Here is a 15,025-nt window from a genome sequence, read left to right as displayed (position 1 = left end):
ATTTACACTTTTTATTATTAAAATATATGGCAAGCAAAGACTGAACCTCAAATCGTAACAACAGCCCATATGATTTCTTCCATTAATCCATACTTACTTTTATTAACCCATCTATTGAAACTGGCAAAATTTTTGTTGAAAATGTATATATTTAATTAAAAAATCATTCATGGAGAAAAATAGTTTAAGCTACATCGAAGTTGTGTATAGAGTTTTGGAGAACTGGTATATGAAATTTGCCGAGCTTACCCCGAAACTGGTGGTTGGAATTTTAGTTTTTTCTTTTTTCCTTTTTACAAGTAAATATTTAAGCCAGATCGCCGTAAAATTATTCCATAAATTTTTTCCTAAAAGCAAAAAGGAAAGCTCTCTGGTTACCTTAATAGGAGTTTTCAGGTTTCTGATCATGATCATGGGAAGTTTTATCGCGTTAGAAATCATGGGTTTCAGCGGATTTCTCTGGAAATTTATCGGAAGTTTGGGAGTTGCCGGGGTGATTGCCGGGGTCGCTCTGAAAGATTTGGTTTCAAGTATTTTTTCAGGAATGCTGATTGGAATTGATAAAGCTTTTAAAGTGGGAGATTATGTAAGTATTGGTGCGAATTCAGGTACAGTACAGGAAATAGGATTTCTTACCACAAAAATAATTAGTGATGACGGTAAAAAAGTATACATCCCGAATCAGGTTATTTTCAATTCTCCTTTTTCAAATATTACAGCTTCTCCTCAAAGAAAAATCATTTTAAATTTTGAAATTCCTGCAGATGAAGATATCAGCAAAGCCCAAAAAGGAATTTTAGCCGTTGTTAAAAATCTTGAAGACGTAGACAGGCTTGACACAGCCGAAGTTATATTTACAGACTTAAAGCAGGGCGTTTTCAACCTTCAGGCAAAATTCTGGATTAAAGTAGGATCTAATATCGTCCATGTAAAAGATGAAGCTTTCCTAAAGATCAAGCAACGTCTGGATGCAGACAGTATTCTGCTTGTTACCCCGACCAGCATTAGCATCAGCCAGCCAGTTGGTGATGGAGAGAAAGAAGCTTAGAAAACGAAATAAAGAATAAAAAAAGGAGCCTTGCGGCTCCTTTTCTTGTTGTAAGTTAGATATAAATATGTTTATTTATTTTTTAATTATTAATTTTTCGGAATGTTTTTCTCCGTTTTCTAAGGTGATACTGATCAGATAATTCCCTGTCGATACATTATTCACTGTGACTTTTGTTTCCCCTTTAAAACTTCCGCTCTTAACTAATCTTCCTGAAGCATCCAGCAAGGTATATTCCGCTTTTTGGGATGAATTTTTAAGAAGAATGTTAACCTCATCACGGGAAGGATTAGGATATATGGCAAAACTTTTCACATCAGCAGTCTCTCTCGTTGCCAACGATTTCCCAATTGAGAAATTGGAAGCATTTACAGCAAAATAAATATTATTAACCGCTTTTACCATAATCCTTGCAGAAGCTACATCTTCATTTGGTAAGTTGACTACCGCAGAACCATTATTGGGAACACTTGCAGCCAGCACAGTATTAAAATTAGCTCCGCCATCTTTCGATAATAAAATAGTGACATTCTGAGTATTGATAGTACCTGTATTAGTTCCGGCGACATCCCATGCTACCGTTGTAGGAGCAGCCCCTGAATATTGTGCATTAGCAGCATGTGAAGTTACTGTAAAAGGTCCGTCATTCGTTACAGTGACAACCATCGCATCGCGTGCAGTTTGATTTCCCGTTGGTTTGTTATCATTCACAAGAAGTGAAAAATTTAAAGTTCTTGCTACACCAGGTGTCACTTCCCATTTCGGCACTAAATTATTAGCCAAAACAGAAGTCATATTCGGAAAATACCTTGTGGGAGCTGCTACCGGAGTTAATGAACGATACACAGGACCTACCGTAGCCGTAGCAACGGGTGGTTGTGTATTGTTTTGATTGTCATATTGCTCCCATAGATAGTTTATAGGATCGTTATCAGGATCTGTACCCTGCCCTGTCAGCACAAATGCAGTTCCTTTAGGGATAATATAATCTGCTCCTGCATCGGCTGTAGGTACTCCATTATTGTTGGATACTTTTACAGCACAGTCTGTTGAGCGCTGTAAAACAGCATACATTTCAACCACACTTGCAGCATGAAAATATGCATCACTGTTTGATTGAACATTATTGGCTGCACCGCAAATTCCGGCGTATGCCATTACTGTTGTGCCGCTTCCTGGTTCATATGCTGTGGCATTGTTAGCATTTCCGCTACAAGAACCTGAACTCGCTCTGAAAGTATGGTTCGCCCCAAACTGATGGCCCATTTCGTGAGCTACATAATCGATATCAAAAGGATCTCCTACTGGTGCTCCTGAACCGGTAACTCCTCTTGCCTTAGAAGTCGTACACACTACCCCAAGCCCGGCAAGACCTCCACTGTTGGTCCCAAAAACATGTCCGATATCATAATTGGCTGCGCCGATAATACTATTAATGTTAGTCTGGTTCTGTGTGATCATCGTTCCTGGTGTTCCATTGGTATACGGATCTGTAGTGGCATTGGTATAGACAATAAGATTATTGTTAGCCACCATAACCATCGTCACTGAAATTGTTTTTTCATAAATTCCGTTTACTCTTGTCATGGTAGTCGCCATTGCAGCCATTGCCAAAGCAACTGTTCCTCCTTGAAAAGTAGTATATTCCCCTGTCGCGGCTACCGCAAGTCGATACGTTCTGAACTGACCATCAGAAACTAAAGGAGCCTTCATCACCGTATTGTTTTCTACCGCATTATCCAGTTCATTTTCAACATGGCATTCGAATATTCTGTCATTTTTAGGCAGGTCTTTTCTTTTATACAGAATAAAAGATGAATTATCTTTAGCATAACCATCCAGGTAACTGATTTCAGAACCATCAAAATACATGATGTTCATCCCTGTTGATGGGGTAAGACTAAAACGAATGGTATGCAGCGGATTATTTTTCTGCCATCCTGTATAAGAACGGATATCCGGAAACTTCGCCTGTAATTCAGGTTCCATTACCGAGGCTTCCTGTACAATATAATCTTTATAATTTCCTTCTGCATCAGGAAATTTAATGATTAAACTTTCATCCTTTGAAAATCGTTGGGGTGCTTTCGCTAGATCCTTTTTAATTTTTTCTAAATCTAATGAATACAAAGAAAAAACGGTAGGAGTTGTCATCCTTGGCCTGAGATCCTTATTGGCCGTCCGGGTAATTTTTGCCCAGTAATTCTGCTGGCTGAAGCCCATCGCAGCAACTAAAAGGCAAAGAACAGTAAAAATTCTTTTTGTCATGAGGTGTAATTTTATATATTAATATTGAGTGGTTATTTTTTTAACGGAAACCTTTTTCATCAGTTTGAAAAGTACATCCGGTGAAGTTCGACTCTCTTTTTTGAAGTCCGGGTTATCAAATTCCTTTATCGTGACCGTCAATACTTTATTATTCAGAGACACATTTTGTATCATGATGTCGTTGCTACCTTTAAGAACAGACTTTATAATGATGTAGGTTTCATACGGAGTAACGGTAGGAATCGGAGCCATTCTCCCACCACCGATTTTCTGATGGATAACAGCAAAGATCTGATCCATTTTTTCCTGTGTATCAATGACCAGAAAATTGTTTTTAATTAGCGGAAAAGGATAATGGAATTGATCTTCAAAGGGAATATTGACAGTGCCAGATTTATCAATTTTCTTGACAGTTAATGACTGACAATTCGCAAAGGAAATCAACAAAAAACAAAGAATAAATTTCATTTCAGAGGTGTGTATTGTAAATCTAGCAATTTTTTATGTTTATTTAATACTTTTTCAACATAAAAAACCCGCTTTTTATACAAAAGCGGGTTTCATTATTTTATAAATGGAGTCTTATGCTAAAACTTCTTTTACTTTGTTTGCAGCTTCTTCCAAAGTAATTGCAGAATGTACAGGAAGACCTGACTCGTCAATTAGTTTTTTAGCTTCTACAGCGTTAGTTCCTTGTAATCTTACGATCAATGGTACCGGAAGGCTTCCCATTGCTTTGTAGGCATCTACTACACCCTGAGCTACTCTGTCACATCTTACGATACCACCGAAGATGTTGATTAAGATAGCTTTTACATTTGGATCTCTTAAGATAATTCCGAAAGCAGTTTGTACTCTCTGAGCATCAGCAGTTCCACCTACGTCAAGGAAGTTAGCTGGGTTACCACCAGATAATTTGATGATATCCATAGTTGCCATAGCAAGACCAGCACCGTTTACCATACAAGCAACGTTACCGTCTAATTTCACGAAGTTAAGACCAGCTTCACCAGCCTCAACATCCATTGGATCTTCTTCTCTTGTATCTCTTAATTCAGCTAAGTCTTTGTGACGGAACAATGAGTTGTCATCCAACGTTACTTTAGCATCTACAGCGATAATTTTGTTATCAGAAGTTTTTAATACAGGGTTGATTTCGAAAAGAGAAGCATCAATTCCTGTATAAGCATTGTAAAGAGATGCAATGAATTTTGTGAATTCTTTGAATGCATTTCCTTCAAGACCTAGGTTGAAAGCAATTTTTCTAGCCTGGAAACCTTGTAATCCTAAAGCAGGATCAATAATTTCTTTGTGAATTAAATGAGGAGTTACTTCTGCAACTTGCTCAATATCCATTCCCCCTTCAGTAGAATATACGATTGTATTTTTACCTTCAGCTCTATCTAAAAGAATAGAAACATAAAATTCTTTAGTTTCAGTTTCTCCAGGATAATAAACATCTTCTGCAACCAAAACAGAGTGTACTTTTTTACCTTCAGCAGAAGTTTGTGGCGTTACCAACTGCATTCCGATGATGTTTTGTGCATTTTCTTTAAGTTTATCCATATTTGGAGAAAACTTAACACCACCACCTTTACCACGTCCACCTGCGTGAATTTGTGCTTTTACTACCCAAGCCTTCGCTCCGGTTTCAGCCGTAAGTTTTTCAGCAGCTGCTACAGCTTCGTCTACATTATTAGCAATGAAACCACGTTGTATTGCTACTCCGTACTTTGATAAAATCTCTTTTGATTGATACTCGTGAAGATTCATATTATTTTTATTATTTTATTTTAAATTTTAAAGGTTGACAAATTTACTAAAAAGACACGGAAGTTCAAGATTCTTGGCTTAAAAATTAAAGCGTTGCGAACTTGATTTTTAACATATCTCTCAAATCTGCCTTATTCTTCGGCTAATTTCTCAGACTGTGAACCGATAAACGGAATTTTTGGAGCGAGAAAATAACCGGTTAAACTTGCAAAAAGAATAGGAACAAAATAAGTAAAACCAGTTAACGTTCCTAAAATAATTGTTGTACTCATCGGAGTTCTTGTCACACACGCATTAATCGCTGCCATACAGCTTACAATCGCCAGCGTGGTATCTACTGACGGAAAAAGCTGATGGATAATAAGTCCAAGGGTTGTTCCCACAAAAAATAGAGGGATAATAAATCCTCCTCTCCAGCCGGATGTTACGGTAATGGCAATCGCCAGTATTTTAAAAATAAGAATGCTGATCAGAAAATTAAGTGCAAAATTCCCATTGATGAGCTGATTAATCTCATTATGCCCGAAATATCTGGTCAGTGGAAAATAAAATGCGATAATTCCAAGGATAATTCCACCGGTTAATGTTTTAATATAGATGGGAAATTTTCTGTATTCAAAAATTTTCTTGAAAAATTTTACAACAAAAATAAAAATCCACCCAAAAAGGGTTCCTACAGCGCCAAAGGCTACTGCATAGGCAAAATCATAAACTCCGGTATAATGATAGGCCTTCAGATCCCATGTTGCTCCTATTCCAAGATGAATGATCAATGCAAAAACTACATAGCTGAAACAGCTGGCAACCAAAGCAGGAATAATTGCTTTATAATATTCTACGGCATGCTTGTGATGTAATATTTCCAGCGAGAAAAGACTTCCTCCAAGCGGTGCTCCAAATAAGGCGGTAAACCCGGACGCCATTCCGGCAATGCTTAAAGAACGTAATTCTTCTCCCTTCAATCTGAAAACTTTTCCCAACCAACTTCCTGTAGAGCCCGTTACCTGGACCAAAGGAGCCTCAGGTCCCAGACTTCCGCCTGATGCAACGCAAAAAAGCGATGATAAAATCATTGATGGGTTATTCTTAGGATCTAATTTTCCTTTATTAAATCTTATATTATTGACAATCAAATGAATTTCTCCCGGATCACCAATCCAATGAATCACAAGCCCGGCAAGAAGCCCGCAGACTGCCATCGTAGGAATAACCATCCAGCCATGAAAATGTGCTAATAATTCTGTAAAATGCTCAAGTACGATCCAATATACTCCGGCAATCACACCACCTACCAAACCTGTAAGCGCCCACATGAAAAAAGTACGGCTGAATACAAAAGGATTGAACTTTATCGGCTGATCTAAAAGATCGAATGTTTTGATGATCCTTCGTCTTCTATTAATTTTCATTTCAATTGATTTTAAAAATAAGGAATCTCATCGTTTGTTTTTATTGTATGATCACAAACCAGGATTGATTACGCTTGTTCTAAATATATCTTCTTATTTATTCAAACCTTAGCACAATCGGTTGCGAAAAATTTTGAGCAATAGGAATTTTGTTATAAAACAAAGGTTTTTCCAGTGTTCCAATTGCATACAGAAACAACGCACTAATAATACTGAATTCCGTATTGGGCGATCCACTGTATTTTACATTTTTGAATTTTCCATCCACATCAATAGTAAAATTTAGCATACACCGATATACTCCGCCCTCATACTCTTCTAGTAAATACACAGGAAAATTTTTTGTAAGCTGTTTTCTCAGCTCTTCAAGTTGCTGATAATTTTCAACCTCGGCAATATCGATAGATTTATCCTTTGCATCTTCCTGAGATATAGCTAATGCTTTAGGTGCATGGTTCTCTATCTGTAATCCATTCGTTATCTTGAATGAAATATTTGGATCTACCTTTCCAATCATCACCTCTTTATCATAAATTTTTTGATAAAGATTTTTTAGATTTTTTATTTTTTCACCATAAAAAATTCTATATTTCCCAAGATATACAGCAGAATCTTTTTTGTAGTCATAACGATTAAGACTATCAGAAAAACGTTTTTGTATAGTTTTTACTTCCGTTAAAATATTTCTATCGAGTAATTTATTCTTCTCTTGGGCATCAATATTTTGAACATTTAGAAAAGAAAAAATAAGGGTAAGAAAAAATAATAAAGAACGATTGTTCATGGTATACTTTTTATAGTTCAAATCCTGATTATTAAATTCTATTCTTAGCAAAATAAAGGATCAGCATTCCCCAGCTCAAGATCATCAACAATCCTCCAAGAGGTGTAATTGGTCCCAAAAACTTCAAATTCGCTCCCAGATAATCCTGCATACTTAAGAAATAGATACTGAATGAAAACAGCATGGTTCCTGCAATCATTAATATAGAAATCCATTTTTCCGATGAAGTTTCAAATTTTAAAATATAGCCTGCAATCAGCAGAAAGAATGCGGCATACATTTGATAACGTACTCCGGTTTCGAAGCTTTCCAGCCTTTCAACGGATAATATTTTCTTTAAAGCGTGCGCGCCGAATGCACCTAAAATTACTGACAGCATGCCGTAAGCAGCACCAAAAACCAACGTAATTGTTTTCATTTTATTAAGGTATGAAATGGATATTCCCATCCATTTTTATTTATAATTTAAGATCTTAACAATGAGTGACAGAGTTCCAATGATGATAAAAACCCATGCAAATCTTTTATTAGGGGCAAATCCCGGATTTTTTGTCACTTTCAAAAAAATTCCGAAAACCAGCATAAATACAGCTAAACCAATACCTATCATATTATAAAGCTCTCAATCGGTTAAACTCATTGATGACTTCGTGGTGGGTAACTGTTTTATCTTTAAAATACGTCACAAAATGCTGTTTCTCTTCTTCCGTAGCTCCCATTTGATTCAAAATATTGAACAAATGCATTTTCATATGACCTTTTTGAATCCCTGTTGTCACCAAAGAACGTAATGCTCCAAAATTTTGAGCCAACCCGGAAACGGCCAGAATACTCATTAATTCCTGAGCAGAGGGTTTTCCAAGTAAAGCTAAAGAGAATTTTACCAAAGGATGAAGATTCGTTAAACCTCCCACAACTCCCACAGAAATCGGAAGATCAATCCAGAATCTGAAAACCCCGTTATCGATCGTACAGTGGGTCAATGACCTATATTGTCCGTCCCTCGCAGCGTACGCATGTGCACAGGCTTCCGTAGCTCTGAAATCATTTCCTGTGGCAATCACGACTGCATCCACCCCATTCATTACTCCTTTATTATGAGTCGTTGCACGGAAAGGCTCTATTTCTGCAATGGTAACAGCTTGTTTAAATTTTCTCGCAAATTCTTCGTTAGAAATTCCGCTGTCGTCTTTTAAATCCTGTATTTTACAGGAAACCTCAGCTCTTACGATACAGTCCGGTGTAAAATTAGAGAGGATATTCATCACAATTTGTAAAGAATCTTTTTCTTCCGGTGTAAAATCTGTGCTGTCTGCGATTTCTGTTTTCAGCGTTTTACCGAACTGCTCCAGGCATGAATTGATAAAATTAGCTCCCATGGAATCTACGGTATCAAAACTTGCTTTCAGCTGATAATAATCAGGCATTTCTGAAGTCTTATCAATCAGCTGAATATTTAAAATCCCGCCGCCACGTTTTCTCATATTGGACGTAATACTTTCCGTAGATGCCATTAATTTTTTCTTTAAATTGAAATTAAAGAAATGCAATAGCTTATGCGGCTCTACATGGAGTATAAAATGGGTGTGACCCAGTTTTTCGGTATTGATGATGGTTGTTTTAAAACCTCCTTTATCAATCCAGAATTTTGCCGCTTTAGAAGCTGCTGCAACTACCGAACTCTCTTCAACGGCCATAGGAAGTGCCACCAGTTTATTATCAATTAAGAAATTCGGTGCGATCCCATAGGGCATATAGAAATTGGAAATGGTATTTTCAGAAAACTCTTCATGAAGTTTCTGAAGATCAGCATTTTCGTTCCAGTACTGTTTTAATATATGTTGATATTCCTGGTTTCCTTCAAGATATTCGTTAACGAGCCAGTCGATTTTCCCCTGTTTCGTAAGCTTGGAAAAACCTTCGATTGGTTGATGATTCATAGTATAACTTTAGTGAACCGTAAATATAATGATTTTGCAGCTTTCTATTGTTGATAACTTTCTTTAAAAAAGTGTGATTTTTCTCAATTTTGGACCTAATTTTGAACATAAATAAGATATACAAGTTGATATTTTTAATCAAAAATGAATTTTGACCGTCTAAAAGAAAAGCTTGAAATCCTTGCTGATGCTGCGAAATATGATGTTTCCTGCTCTTCCAGCGGAGGTACCCGGAAAAACACCAAAGGTGCTTTAGGAGACAGCTCCATAAGCGGGATTTGTCATACGTATACGGAAGACGGACGATGTGTGTCTCTTCTGAAAATTCTATTGACCAATCACTGTATTTACGATTGTGCTTACTGCGTTTCGAGAAGTTCAAATGATATTAAAAGAGCTGCTTTTACAGTTGAGGAGGCCGTGGATTTAACCATTAATTTTTATAGAAGAAATTATATTGAAGGTCTGTTTTTAAGTTCCGGAATCTTCAAAAATGCAGATACTACGATGGAACGCCTGGTAAGGGTAGCCAAAAAACTTCGCCTGGAAGAAAATTTTAACGGATATATTCATTTAAAATCTATTCCGGGAGCAAGCGATGAGCTGATGCAGGAAGCAGCACTGTATGCCGACAGGTTATCCATCAACCTTGAAATCCCTACAGAAAGCGGTTTGAAGCTGCTGGCTCCTGAAAAAAACCGGCAGGACATGATCAATCCAATGCGGTACATTCAAAAAGGGATTACCCAATATAATGACGAAAAGAAAATTTTCAGGAAAGTTCCGAAATTTGCTCCTGCGGGACAATCGACCCAGATGATCGTTGGAGCCACCAATGAAAATGATCTGCAGATTATTAAAGTCGCGGACCATTTTTATAAAAATTTTAATCTGAAAAGAGTCTACTATTCTGGCTATGTTCCGGTTTTGGAAGATAAAAGGCTTCCTTCATTAACGACAGAAGTTCCGATGCTGAGAGAGAACAGATTGTATCAATCTGACTGGCTGATGAGGTTTTACGGCTTCAAAGCGGAAGAGATCCTGGATCCGAATATGCCGTTTCTTGATCTTGAGGTAGATCCCAAATTAAGCTGGGCTTTGAGGCATCTGGATCAATTCCCGGTAAACCTGCAAACCGCCGATTACCAGATGATTTTAAGAATCCCCGGGATTGGAGTGAAAACGGCTAAAAAAATTGTAAGTGCCAGACGTTTCCAGGTTTTACATATGGATCATCTTAAAAAACTTGGCGCTGCCGTAAACCGTGCGAAATATTTTATAGATTTTAATGCCGGAAATTTGTATCTGAAATATCTCACAGATCAGAATTTAAGGAAATTACTGATTGGAGGAAGTTCATCCAAGTTTCATAATCAGTTTTCACAGCAGCTGACTTTATTTTAAATTCAAACACAAATTGCACACATTATCAATAAACACGGATCTATTTTTAAAATAAAACAATGAGTTGTCATTCAGAACGGAACGAAGTGGAGTGAAGGATCTAAATTACATTAATTCGTAGAGATTCTTCCTTCGTCAGAATGACAAAAAAACTGTTAAATTATTCCGCTAAATCAATGATTACCCTACTCTATGACGGAAGTTTCGACGGACTCTTAACAGCAGTATTTGAAGTTTTCGAATACCGGTATAAAGACGTGGAGATATTCAGTAAGGAAAAGTTTTATCAGGAAAATATCTTTGCTGAGATTCATGACGTCATTACGCAGAGCGATAAGGCGGAGCGTGTTTTCAATAAATTAGAACAGAATATCGGCAGATCGGGAATTCATCAGCTGCTGAAAGTTTTTCTGTCCGAAGATCCATCATTGGAACAGCTGATATTATCAGCTATAAAGCAGTCCATTCAGCATCCGACGGTAAATATTCTTCAAAATTATGCAGATGATGATATATTGGCGATTTCAAAAATCTGTAAATCTGTCGATCGGGAAAGACACCGAATGACTGCTTTCGTTCGGTTTGAAAAAATGCAGGATGATGTTTTTTTCGCTAAAATAGATCCCGATTTCAACGTTCTTCCCCTTATACGGAAACACTTTAAAGACCGTTATCAGGACCAAAAGTGGATGATTTATGATCTCAAAAGAAATTATGGAATTTTGTACGATCTAGAAACCTGTGATTTCTTTTATCCGGAAGAAAAATTAGATCTTAATCAATATCAGCAACAATTCCATGAACAGGAAAACCAGTATCAAAAACTTTGGCAGCGGTATTTTACGAAGACGAATATTGTGGAAAGAAAAAACCTGAAGCTTCACATCCAGCATGTTCCGAGACGGTATTGGAAGTATCTGACGGAGAAATGGTGATTTCTGCCATTTTTCTCTCGCAGATTATGCAGATAACACAGATTTTTTGCTGAAAATAATTAGGATCATTTTTTCATTCTCCTTATTATTTCTTTATTCTTTATTCTAAAAAAACTATTTCTTCTCAATCGTTCTTAAAGCTCTTTTGACAATATACTTTGTTTCTTTGACCGGACATTCCGACAACCATCGTTCACAAATATTTTTCACCAGCAACGGTTGGGATTTGCTGGCATCATTCAGCCAGTTTCCTATACTATCCTGAACATATTTTGAAGAATCAGACCTCAGCGGTTCTAAAATTGCGAACCCCAATTCAGGATTTTGCTTAAGTTCTTCAATATGGGAACACCAGACACCGCGAGGACGTGTTGATTCACTGGCGAAACGTCTGATATGATCATCTTCGGCTTTCGTCCAGTCGGTAAGTATCGACAAGCTTTCCGAAAGATTTTTTGCTATTGCCGGCCTTACTGCCATCCAGCTGATCTCCCGGACTCCGAAATGTTTGTCTGCAGCCAATTCCCTAATCTGTTCCAGCATTTCTTCAAGCGTTACCTGATCATTCCGTCCAATGGTATAAGCCGACCAGCAACGGACAAGATCGGCAGGATGCTGCAAAATAACTGATATAATTTCCTGATCATTGTGTTTTGCAGACAATTCTAAAATTCCTGTTCCTATTGCTTCATTAACCGTATTCACGGTTTGCTTTTTTAAGCTATTGATCTTTTCAACAAGAAAACTATAATATTCTTTGCGGTTATTTTCCGTAAGTAAATGTTCCAGTAAAATTTTCTGATCTACCGCCAGCCATTCCGTAAGGTTTACTGTTTCAAGCTCCCCACGGTTTAGACTGTTTAAAATATCTATGGGAATATCTTTTATGGAGCGCGCTCCTTTTCTTTCTTTCATTATGTAAACAGGCTCTTTAATAAATTTATTACTTTTACAAAGATCCGCAAGTGAATGAGAATAGGCAATACCGCATAATTTTCTCCCATAGGAATAAAAAAGTCAATGATATGAAAACAAAGGAAAGAGCTGAAGAAAATAAAATTTGTCCGTTAGAAGTTGCTGTTAATTCTATCAGTGGAAAATGGAAGATTCCTATTGTATGGCAGATTCATGAAGGTAAAAAACGTCCAAGCGAATTTTTACGGGGAATTGCTAAAGTGGACCGCAGAGTTTTGAATCAGCAGCTTAGCGAAATGGTCGACAGTGGTATTTTAACCAAACAATCTTTTAATGAATTACCTCCAAGGGTCGAATATCAACTTACCGAATTGGGTAAAAAACTGGTTTTGATCTTTTGGCAGCTGAATGATTGGGGGAAACTTTTGATTCCTGAAAATGCAAAAGCTTAAAGTATATTTTTCATTCCTATATTTGGATAAAACTGATCTTTTATACTCTCGCAGATTGAACAGATAATGCAGATTTATTATTGTAATTCCTGCTTAAAAATCTTAATATTTTGATTAAATAAAAACACATGAAAAAAAATATTTTCTTCCTGATTCTTGTAATGGTCATTTCAAGTTGCAAGAATGACAAAAATTTATCGGGCAGGAAGATTGAAATTACCGGATCTTCTGTTCAGGAAAGCTCCGTTCAGATCCACAAAGATAAAAATACGGTTAAAGAACGGTTTTCTGCTCCTAAAAACTTTACTTGGGTTGAAGAGCAACCTGATTCTTTTGGATATTTTATTGAAAATTTTAAGCTGAAACCCTACGGAAGCGAGATTTTAAAATATGACGGAACTCCGATTTCAACTCAACATCTTCATGAAGCCATTTTTGATATCGATACAGGAAATAAAGATCTGCAACAGTGTGCTGATGCAGTTATTCGTTTGAGGGCAGAGTATTTATTTAGAGCTAAAAAGTTCGATGATATACGGTTTCATTTCACCAGCGGAGATCTTGCCACATGGAATGATTATAAAAACGGAGTAAGAGCATTTGTCAATGGTAATTCCGTTAGCTTCAGAAAAACTGCCGCCTTTGACGATTCTTATCAAAATTTCAGAAATTATCTGGATCTGGTCTTTACCTATGCCGGAACGATTTCGCTCAATAAAGAAACAAAACCGATATCCCGAAATGCTGATCTTAAAACGGGTGATATTTTAATCACAGCGGGAAGCCCGGGGCATGTAGTATTGATTGCTGGAGTCTGCAAAAATAAAGAAGGTAAAAAGTTATTTTTATTAACCGAAGGCTTCACTCCTGCTCAATCGATTCACCTGCTTTCCAATCCTTTCAACAAAAACATTTCGCCCTGGTACGATCTTGATGTAAATTCTTCAGAAACCAAAACTGCGAGATATATTTTTAAACCCTCAAATTTTAGACATTTTTAATCATTTATATTCAAAAGTCTTATGAAGTTACTACCATTATCTGAACTTGTTTTTGTAGATTTGTGTTCGAAATTTTTTACTAGATGAAAGAGAGTGCTGTAAAAAAAATTGCAGTTCTTACTTCAGGAGGCGATTCTCCGGGTATGAATGCTGCATTAAGAGCGGTGGTAAGAACCGCCAATTACTATAATATCGAATGCTACGGAGTAAGAGAAGGCTACAACGGCCTTATCCATGACGAATTCCTAAAAATGGGACCTCGTTCCGTGAAAAATATAATCAACCAGGGCGGAACCATTCTTAAATCTGCCAGATCCAAGGAATTTAGAACCAAAGAAGGCCGTCAGAAAGCCTACGACAACTGTGTGAAATACGGTGTTGATGCATTGGTTTGTATTGGTGGGGACGGAACGTTTACCGGAGCTAAGATCTTTAATGAAGAATTCGGGATCAGAGTAATTGGCGTGCCGGGAACTATCGACAATGATATTTTTGGAACTGATAACACTATTGGTTACGACACTGCTTTGAATACCGCAATGGAAGCCATCGATAAGATCCGTGATACGGCAACTTCTCACAACAGAGTTTTCTTTGTTGAAGTGATGGGTCGTGATGCAGGTTTTATTGCTTTAAACAGCGGATTGGCAACGGGTGCTTTAGATATTTTAATTCCTGAGAAAAAAGACAGTATATCTGATCTTTTCGCTAATTTCAGAAAAGGGGAAAAAACAGGAAAAGCATCAAGTATTGTTGTAGTAGCTGAAGGTGAAAAATTAGCCAACATTTACGAATTAGCAGAAAAAACAAAACTGGAATTCCCTGATTATGACATTCGTGTTGCTATTTTAGGACACATTCAGAGAGGTGGATCACCTAGCTGTGCAGACCGAGTATTGGCAAGCAGGCTGGGCTATGGTGCGGTGACAGGATTAATGGAAGGACAAACAAATGTAATGGTAGGAATGCGTTCCAACGATATGGTGTATACAGCTATTGAAGAGGCCATTAAAAAACATAACGAAATCAACAAAGATCTTTTATTGATTTCAGAAATTTTAGCAATCTAATATTTTATAATTTAAAACAAACTATT

At 37.0% G+C, this 15,025-nt stretch carries 14 protein-coding genes; 6 read left to right on the top strand and 8 right to left on the bottom strand.

Annotation, left to right across the window (positions count from 1 at the left end; genetic code table 11):
- The first annotated feature begins 169 nt into the window (after positions 1-169).
- On the top strand, positions 170-1,048 hold the full coding sequence (locus SB679_RS14790; RefSeq protein ID WP_410703055.1) for a mechanosensitive ion channel family protein: 879 nt from the start codon (positions 170-172) through the stop codon (positions 1,046-1,048).
- A gap of 75 nt (positions 1,049-1,123) precedes the next feature.
- On the opposite strand, the gene SB679_RS14785 is transcribed toward SB679_RS14790, so the two are convergent.
- The 7 genes from SB679_RS14785 to SB679_RS14755 form a co-directional block, all read right to left on the bottom strand.
- Positions 1,124-3,316 (bottom strand): reprolysin-like metallopeptidase, encoded by a 2,193-nt coding sequence (locus tag SB679_RS14785; protein WP_410703054.1) that lies wholly within the window; start codon positions 3,314-3,316, stop codon positions 1,124-1,126.
- An 18-nt stretch (positions 3,317-3,334) separates the two neighbouring features.
- Positions 3,335-3,616, bottom strand: coding sequence for a hypothetical protein (locus SB679_RS14780; protein ID WP_410703053.1), 282 nt, complete (start codon positions 3,614-3,616; stop codon positions 3,335-3,337).
- A 282-nt stretch (positions 3,617-3,898) separates the two neighbouring features.
- Positions 3,899-5,089 (bottom strand): ADP-forming succinate--CoA ligase subunit beta, encoded by a 1,191-nt coding sequence (gene sucC / locus SB679_RS14775; RefSeq protein WP_410703052.1) that lies wholly within the window; start codon positions 5,087-5,089, stop codon positions 3,899-3,901.
- 131 nt (positions 5,090-5,220) lie between these two features.
- Complete coding sequence (locus tag SB679_RS14770; protein WP_410703051.1) at positions 5,221-6,498, bottom strand: chloride channel protein; 1,278 nt, start codon at positions 6,496-6,498, stop codon at positions 5,221-5,223.
- 97 nt (positions 6,499-6,595) lie between these two features.
- Positions 6,596-7,282, bottom strand: coding sequence for a hypothetical protein (locus SB679_RS14765; protein ID WP_410703050.1), 687 nt, complete (start codon positions 7,280-7,282; stop codon positions 6,596-6,598).
- A gap of 31 nt (positions 7,283-7,313) precedes the next feature.
- Positions 7,314-7,700: a DUF423 domain-containing protein gene (locus SB679_RS14760; protein ID WP_410703049.1), complete on the bottom strand. Its 387-nt coding sequence runs from the start codon at positions 7,698-7,700 to the stop codon at positions 7,314-7,316.
- A 193-nt stretch (positions 7,701-7,893) separates the two neighbouring features.
- Complete coding sequence (locus tag SB679_RS14755; protein WP_410703048.1) at positions 7,894-9,222, bottom strand: hydroxymethylglutaryl-CoA reductase, degradative; 1,329 nt, start codon at positions 9,220-9,222, stop codon at positions 7,894-7,896.
- A gap of 144 nt (positions 9,223-9,366) precedes the next feature.
- Between SB679_RS14755 and SB679_RS14750 the strand changes: the two genes are divergently transcribed.
- Both SB679_RS14750 and SB679_RS14745 read left to right on the top strand, forming a co-directional pair.
- Positions 9,367-10,626, top strand: coding sequence for a putative DNA modification/repair radical SAM protein (locus SB679_RS14750; RefSeq protein ID WP_410703047.1), 1,260 nt, complete (start codon positions 9,367-9,369; stop codon positions 10,624-10,626).
- A gap of 176 nt (positions 10,627-10,802) precedes the next feature.
- Positions 10,803-11,561, top strand: a complete 759-nt coding sequence (locus SB679_RS14745; protein ID WP_410703046.1) for a TIGR03915 family putative DNA repair protein — start codon at positions 10,803-10,805, stop codon at positions 11,559-11,561.
- 114 nt (positions 11,562-11,675) lie between these two features.
- Here SB679_RS14745 and SB679_RS14740 read toward each other — a convergent pair whose 3' ends face one another.
- On the bottom strand, positions 11,676-12,476 hold the full coding sequence (locus tag SB679_RS14740; protein ID WP_410703045.1) for a DNA alkylation repair protein: 801 nt from the start codon (positions 12,474-12,476) through the stop codon (positions 11,676-11,678).
- A 110-nt stretch (positions 12,477-12,586) separates the two neighbouring features.
- Here SB679_RS14740 and SB679_RS14735 point away from each other — a divergent pair, with 110 nt between their 5' ends.
- The 3 genes from SB679_RS14735 (at position 12,587) to pfkA (ending at position 14,999) form a co-directional block, all read left to right on the top strand.
- On the top strand, positions 12,587-12,928 hold the full coding sequence (locus tag SB679_RS14735; RefSeq protein WP_410703044.1) for a winged helix-turn-helix transcriptional regulator: 342 nt from the start codon (positions 12,587-12,589) through the stop codon (positions 12,926-12,928).
- Between the two features lie 128 nt (positions 12,929-13,056).
- Positions 13,057-13,929 (top strand): DUF4846 domain-containing protein, encoded by an 873-nt coding sequence (locus SB679_RS14730; protein ID WP_410703043.1) that lies wholly within the window; start codon positions 13,057-13,059, stop codon positions 13,927-13,929.
- A gap of 83 nt (positions 13,930-14,012) precedes the next feature.
- Positions 14,013-14,999, top strand: a complete 987-nt coding sequence (pfkA, locus tag SB679_RS14725; RefSeq protein WP_072410692.1) for a 6-phosphofructokinase — start codon at positions 14,013-14,015, stop codon at positions 14,997-14,999.
- Positions 15,000-15,025: the final 26 nt, after the last annotated feature.

The sequence above is a fragment of the Chryseobacterium sp. SIMBA_029 genome, assembly GCF_046535275.1.
In the GTDB taxonomy this organism is placed as follows: domain Bacteria; phylum Bacteroidota; class Bacteroidia; order Flavobacteriales; family Weeksellaceae; genus Chryseobacterium.
The sequence above is the reverse complement of the archived record's forward strand: the minus strand, read 5'-3'. Positions and strand labels throughout refer to the sequence as shown.

Coding starts and splice junctions, on each gene's coding strand:
- SB679_RS14790 (WP_410703055.1), top strand. CDS start 170: ATGGAGAAAAATAGTTTAAGCTACATCGAAGTTGTGTATAGAGTTTTG.
- SB679_RS14785 (WP_410703054.1), bottom strand. CDS start 3,316: ATGACAAAAAGAATTTTTACTGTTCTTTGCCTTTTAGTTGCTGCGATG.
- SB679_RS14780 (WP_410703053.1), bottom strand. CDS start 3,616: ATGGATCAGATCTTTGCTGTTATCCATCAGAAAATCGGTGGTGGGAGA.
- sucC (WP_410703052.1), bottom strand. CDS start 5,089: ATGAATCTTCACGAGTATCAATCAAAAGAGATTTTATCAAAGTACGGA.
- SB679_RS14770 (WP_410703051.1), bottom strand. CDS start 6,498: ATGAAAATTAATAGAAGACGAAGGATCATCAAAACATTCGATCTTTTA.
- SB679_RS14765 (WP_410703050.1), bottom strand. CDS start 7,282: ATGAACAATCGTTCTTTATTATTTTTTCTTACCCTTATTTTTTCTTTT.
- SB679_RS14760 (WP_410703049.1), bottom strand. CDS start 7,700: ATGAAAACAATTACGTTGGTTTTTGGTGCTGCTTACGGCATGCTGTCA.
- SB679_RS14755 (WP_410703048.1), bottom strand. CDS start 9,222: ATGAATCATCAACCAATCGAAGGTTTTTCCAAGCTTACGAAACAGGGG.
- SB679_RS14750 (WP_410703047.1), top strand. CDS start 9,367: ATGAATTTTGACCGTCTAAAAGAAAAGCTTGAAATCCTTGCTGATGCT.
- SB679_RS14745 (WP_410703046.1), top strand. CDS start 10,803: ATGATTACCCTACTCTATGACGGAAGTTTCGACGGACTCTTAACAGCA.
- SB679_RS14740 (WP_410703045.1), bottom strand. CDS start 12,476: ATGAAAGAAAGAAAAGGAGCGCGCTCCATAAAAGATATTCCCATAGAT.
- SB679_RS14735 (WP_410703044.1), top strand. CDS start 12,587: ATGAAAACAAAGGAAAGAGCTGAAGAAAATAAAATTTGTCCGTTAGAA.
- SB679_RS14730 (WP_410703043.1), top strand. CDS start 13,057: ATGAAAAAAAATATTTTCTTCCTGATTCTTGTAATGGTCATTTCAAGT.
- pfkA (WP_072410692.1), top strand. CDS start 14,013: ATGAAAGAGAGTGCTGTAAAAAAAATTGCAGTTCTTACTTCAGGAGGC.